Origin of the sequence: Rhizobacter sp. (assembly GCF_031412075.1) — a bacterium.
Taxonomy (GTDB): domain Bacteria; phylum Pseudomonadota; class Gammaproteobacteria; order Burkholderiales; family Burkholderiaceae_C; genus Rhizobacter.
In genome coordinates, this window is sequence record NZ_JANOCG010000299.1 from 1 (window position 1) to 5160 (window position 5160).

The following is a 5160-nucleotide window of genomic DNA, read 5'->3' on the forward strand; positions in this document are numbered from 1 at the left end:
GAGCAGGCGCCGCTGCAACTCGGCGCGGGCCAGGGCGAGGTCTTCCGCAGAGAGGGTGCCGGCGGCCAGATCTCGGTCGAGTTCCTGCAGCTGATCGCGGTAGACACCGGCGTTGACCTCGGGCGTGCTCGCCACGTCGACTGCCGGGGCACGCCGCCACGGGCGCAACAACAACAACAGGGTGACTGCGACGAGCACCGCCGCAGCCAACACAAAACCACCCATCACGAATCTCCCTTGAGCAGGGCATCAGCCCGGCGTTGGTCTTCGGGCGACAGCGCCGCGTCTGTGGGCCGGCGCTGGCGCAAGAACACGATCAGGCCAGCCAGCCCGGCGATCAACAGCACGAACGGCCCACCCCACAAGAGCCAGGTGGTGGGTTTGACGGGCGGGCGGTAGAGCACGTAGTCGCCATAGCGCGTGACCATAAAGTCGCGCACCTCCTGGTCGGTCTTGCCTTGTTTGATGAGCTGGCGAATCTCGCGCTTGAGGTCGAGTGCCAGGTCGGCGCGTGAACCGGCGAGCGATTCGTTCTGGCACACGAGGCAGCGAAGCTCTTCGGCAATGAGCACCAGCCGTTGTTCGAGCACCGGGTCTTCTGCGAGCGGGGTGGCTTGGTTGGCTTGTGCAGTGAATGTGGCCAGAACCAGCATCGAGGCCCAGAGGATCTTCATTTCTGCAGCTCTTTGATCAGGGGCACGATCTTGTTTTGCATCACCTCGGCGGTCACTGGGCCGATCTGCTTGAACCGGATGGTGCCGGCCTTGTCGATCACGTAGGTTTCGGGCACGCCGTAGACGCCGTAGTCGATGCCCACGCGTCCGTCGGCGTCGACCACCGAGAAATCGTAGGGGTCGCCGAAGCGCTTGAGCCAGGCGCGGGCTTCGTCGCGCTTGTCCTTGTAGTCGAGCCCGATCAGGGGCGCGAGGCGGGTCTTGGCAAAGTCGACCAGGATCGGGTGCTCTTGCCGGCACGACACGCACCACGACGCCCACACATTGAACAGCCACACTTTGCCGGCCATGTCTTTGGGGCTGAAGGGTGCTTCGGAGTCGAGCTGCGGCAGAGAGAAGGCCGGCGCGGCCTTGCCCACCAGGGGTGAGGGCACTTCGCGCGGGTCGCGGCTGAGGCCCAGGCCCAGAAAGACCGCCAGCACCACAAAGAGCGCCAACGGGATCAGGAACCATTTCATGCCGCAGCCCCCTGCGTGACGGCACCCTGCGTTTTCTTCAGGCGGTAGCGGCGGTCGGCCGCGGCGAGCCCGCCGCCCAGCGCCATCAGCAGGCAGCCTCCCCAGATCCAGGTGATGAAGGGCTTGTAATAGACACGCACGCTCCAGGCCGAGCCCTGCGGGTCGAGCGGCTCGCCGAGCGAGACGTAGAGGTCGCGGGTGAGGCCGGTGTCGATCGCGGTTTCGGTCATGGGCATTTGCGACGAGAAGTAATTGCGCTTCTCGGGGTGCATTTCGCGCAGCAATTGGCCGTCCTTCAAGAGCTCGATGTCACCGCGCTGGGCGATGTAATTGGGGCCGGGCACCTGCTGCACGCTGCGCAGGCGCACCGTGTAGCCGCCCATCTCGACGCTGTCGCCGATGGCCATGCGCACGTCTTTCTCGACCTCGTAACCCTTGACCAGAGTGACGCCGATGACAAACACCGCCATGCCCACGTGGGCCAGGTGCATGCCCCAATAGGAGCGTGGCGGCCAGCCCGACTTGATGCGCTCGCGGATCTGGAAGGCGCTGCTCGCGATGATCCACACCGCCAGCAGCAGGCCCATCGCGACCAGCGGACTCCAGGCGCCCGCCAGGAAAGGCAGGCCGATGCCGGCCAAGACGGCGATCACGGCGGCGAGGCGCAGGCGCTGCGCCATGTCGCGCGCGTCGGCGTGCTTCCAGCGAGCCAGCGGGCCGACCGCCATCAAGAACAGCAGCGGCACCATGATCGGCACGAACACCGCATTGAAATAAGGCGGCCCGACCGAGAGCTTGCCCATGCCGAGCGCGTCGATCAGCAGCGGGTAGAGCGTGCCCAGCAACACCGAGCCGCAGGCCACCACCAGCAGCACGTTGTTGACCAGCAGCAGCGTCTCGCGCGAGAAGAGGGCGAATGCGCCACCCATGCTGACCTTGGGTGCGCGCCAGGCAAAGAGCACGAGCGAGCCGCCGATCACCACCACCAGGAAGAAGAGGATGAAGATGCCGCGCTCGGGGTCGGTGGCAAAGGCGTGCACCGAGGTCAGCACGCCCGAGCGCACGAGGAAGGTGCCCAGCAGCGAGAGCGAGAACGCGGCAATCGCCAACAGCACCGTCCAGTTCTTGAAGCTGCCGCGCTTCTCAGTGACGGCCAATGAGTGGATCAGCGCCGTGCCCACCAGCCAGGGCATGAAGGAGGCGTTTTCGACCGGGTCCCAGAACCACCAGCCACCCCAGCCCAGCTCGTAATACGCCCAGTAGGAGCCGAGCGCGATGCCGATGGTGAGGAAGACCCAGGCTGCGTTGGTCCAGGGGCGCGACCAGCGGGCCCAGGCGGCGTCGAGCCGGCCGGCCAGCAGCGCGGCGATGGCGAAGGCAAACGCCACCGAGAAGCCCACGTAGCCCATGTAGAGCATGGGTGGGTGAATGATGAGCCCCGGGTCTTGCAGCAGCGGGTTGAGGTCGCGGCCATCGGGGGCGGCGGGCAACATGCGTTCGAAGGGGTTGGAGGTGAGCAGCATGAAGAGCAGGAAGCCCGTGCCCACCAGGCCCAGCACCGCCAGCACCCGCGCCACCATGGCCTGCGGCAGCTGGCGTGAGAACAGGCTGACGGCGAACGCCCAGCCGGTCAGCATCAACAGCCACAAGAGCAGCGAGCCTTCGTGCCCGCCCCAGACGGCGGCGGCGCGCAAGGCCGTCGGCATCTTGGAGTTGGAGTGGTTGGTGACGTAGGCCACCGAGAAGTCGTTGGCCAGGAAGGCCTGCATCAGGCAACCGAAGGCAAAGGCCACCAGCACGAACTGGGTCTGCGCGGCCGGGCGGGCCAGGGCGATCCAGCCGGCGTGGCCGCGGTGCGCGCCGATCAACGGCAAAACGCCCTGGGTGATGGAAACCAACAGGGCGAGGATGAGGGCGAGGTGGCCGAGTTCAGGTGTCATTTCAGGGTGCTCCCGGCCTTCTTGGCTTGGTCCATCGCGTGTTGCGCCTCGGGCGGCATGTAGTTCTCGTCGTGCTTGGCCAGCACCTCGGTGGCGAGAAATTCGCCGTTGGTGCCCAGCTTGCCTTGCACCACCGCACCTTTGCCTTCTTTGAAGAGGTCGGGGAGGATGCCGGTGTAGCTGACCGGCACTTCCTTGGAGGTGTCGGTGATGACGAAGTGCACCGTCATCTGGTCGCGCTTGATGCTGCCTTCACGCACCATGCCGCCCACACGGAAGGCTTTGTTCTTGGGCGCCTCGCCACCGATCACCTGGGTGGGTGTGAAGAAGAAGGCGACGTTGCTTTGCAAGGCGTTGAGCACCAGGCCCACGGCAACGCCGAGGCCGGCCAGCGCCCCCACGATGATGGCGATGCGTTTATGGCGTGGCTTCATGGCAACGGCCTCGCCGGGTGCGGCGAGTGAAAGAGTTGAACCGGGTGTGCAGGGGCCTGGGGGTGGCCGGGCAGGGCAGTGCAAGGCATGTGAGCGGGGGCTCGCGTTATTTCGTGAAGCTGTGGGCAAGACGATCGGCAGGCGGGTCATCAACCGCCAGATTATCTGCGCACCCCGTATGTCCCTTGGACGGCTTGCGAGTTCCGTACTTGTAGCACCCGCCTGCTTACTCGAACAGCGGCCTCCGTATCTTCTGCGACCGTATGTAAGGTCGTCGCCGTTTGCCAACTATTGACGTTATTTTTTGGGTTGTGAGGCCTGATGATCCGGCCGGAACAAGCAGGGCCCGAATTGCGCGCAGCGTTTGAAGGCCTTCCAAAAAGACGAACGGAGCCTGTGTTGAACCTTCATCGTGAACAGTCGGAGAGCTTGGAGTAGCCATGCTGTTCGGCGCCACCCAACCCATCCCCCGCGCGGTCGAACTCGACCGTGTGATGGGGCGCGCGTCGGCGCAGGGAGAGTGGCTCAGCCGCGAAGAGGCGATCATGGGCACGGCGATTCGCGTCGAGCTCTGGAGCGACAGCCGGGCCGCTGGCGAGGCCGCCATCGACGCGGTGATGGCGGAGATGCACCGCATCGACCGCACGATGAGCCCGCACAAGCACGACTCCGAGCTGTCGGTGATCAACCGTGAAGCCGCCCGCCGCCCAGTGCCTTTGAGCGACGAAATGACGCGGCTGATCGCTCGTGCGATCGAGTTCTCCGAGTTGTCCGACGGCGCGTTCGACATCACTTTTGCCGGCATCGGCCAGCTCTTCGACTACCGCCTGGGCATCAGGCCCAGCGACGAAGCCCTGGAGCGCGCACGCGCCACGGTCGGCTACCGCCACCTCGTTCTTGATCGCAAGGCGCGCACGCTGCGTTTTGCGCGTGAAGGCGTGCGCATCGACCTCGGCGGTTTTGCCAAGGGCCACGCGGTCGATAACAGCGTGGCCATCCTGAAGCGCCACGGCATCGTCAACGCGACGGTCGCGGCCGGCGGCGACAGCCATGTGATGGGCGACCGCGGTGGCCGGCCCTGGACCATCGGCATCCGCGACCCGCGCCGTGCCGGCGAGGTGGTGGCGGTGCTGCCCCTGGAAGACGTGGCGATTTCAACTTCAGGTGACTACGAGCGCTTCTTCGAAGAAGGCGGCGTTCGTTTTCACCACCTGATCGACCCCAAGACCGGCCACTCGCCGAGCGCGGTGCGCAGCGTGACCATCCTCGCGGATGACGGGCTGACCACCGAGGGTCTGTCGAAGTGTCTGTTTGTGATGGGGTTGGACAAGGGCATGCGGCTCGTCGAGTCCTTGCCCGGTGTTGATGCGGTGGTGGTAGATGCGTCCGGTGTCTTGCACTACTCGTCTGGCTTGTTGAGCGGGGCCTCACAGCCGCGTCATCAATGACCGGCATGTCGTTTGTGATTGATCGGACTCGTATGGAGGCGAATATGAAAAAAGTCCTGACAAGAATGTGTGCGCTGGCGTGCATGTCGGCAGCGGCGAGCATCTTGCTCGTGGGTTGCGGCAGCGGCACCAGCAGTGACAGTGGC

The 5160-nt window shown here is 65.2% G+C and carries 6 protein-coding genes; 1 reads left to right on the forward strand and 5 read right to left on the reverse strand.

Going from position 1 to position 5160, the window contains the following annotated elements; translation table 11 throughout:
- The 5 genes from ccmI to ccmE form a co-directional block, all read right to left on the reverse strand.
- Positions 1–225 (reverse strand): c-type cytochrome biogenesis protein CcmI (gene ccmI, locus RMO40_RS10960; RefSeq protein ID WP_309720553.1); only part of this gene is annotated, 225 nt, incomplete at its 3' end.
- Positions 225–674, reverse strand: a complete 450-nt coding sequence (locus tag RMO40_RS10965) for a cytochrome c-type biogenesis protein CcmH (RefSeq protein WP_309720557.1) — start codon at positions 672–674, stop codon at positions 225–227. The genes ccmI and RMO40_RS10965, both read right to left, overlap by 1 nt.
- Entirely contained in the window at positions 671–1192 is a 522-nt protein-coding gene (locus RMO40_RS10970; protein ID WP_309720559.1) for a DsbE family thiol:disulfide interchange protein, read from the reverse strand. Before RMO40_RS10970 ends, RMO40_RS10965 begins: the two co-directional genes overlap by 4 nt.
- On the reverse strand, positions 1189–3132 hold the full coding sequence (locus RMO40_RS10975) for a heme lyase CcmF/NrfE family subunit (RefSeq protein WP_309720561.1): 1944 nt from the start codon (positions 3130–3132) through the stop codon (positions 1189–1191). The genes RMO40_RS10970 and RMO40_RS10975 overlap by 4 nt, the downstream gene beginning before the upstream one ends.
- On the reverse strand, positions 3129–3566 hold the full coding sequence (ccmE, locus tag RMO40_RS10980) for a cytochrome c maturation protein CcmE (RefSeq protein WP_309720564.1): 438 nt from the start codon (positions 3564–3566) through the stop codon (positions 3129–3131). The genes RMO40_RS10975 and ccmE overlap by 4 nt, the downstream gene beginning before the upstream one ends.
- A 440-nt stretch (positions 3567–4006) precedes the next feature.
- Here ccmE and RMO40_RS10985 point away from each other — a divergent pair, with 440 nt between their 5' ends.
- Positions 4007–5014: an FAD:protein FMN transferase gene (locus tag RMO40_RS10985; protein ID WP_309720566.1), complete on the forward strand. Its 1008-nt coding sequence runs from the start codon at positions 4007–4009 to the stop codon at positions 5012–5014.
- Positions 5015–5160 lie beyond the last annotated feature (146 nt).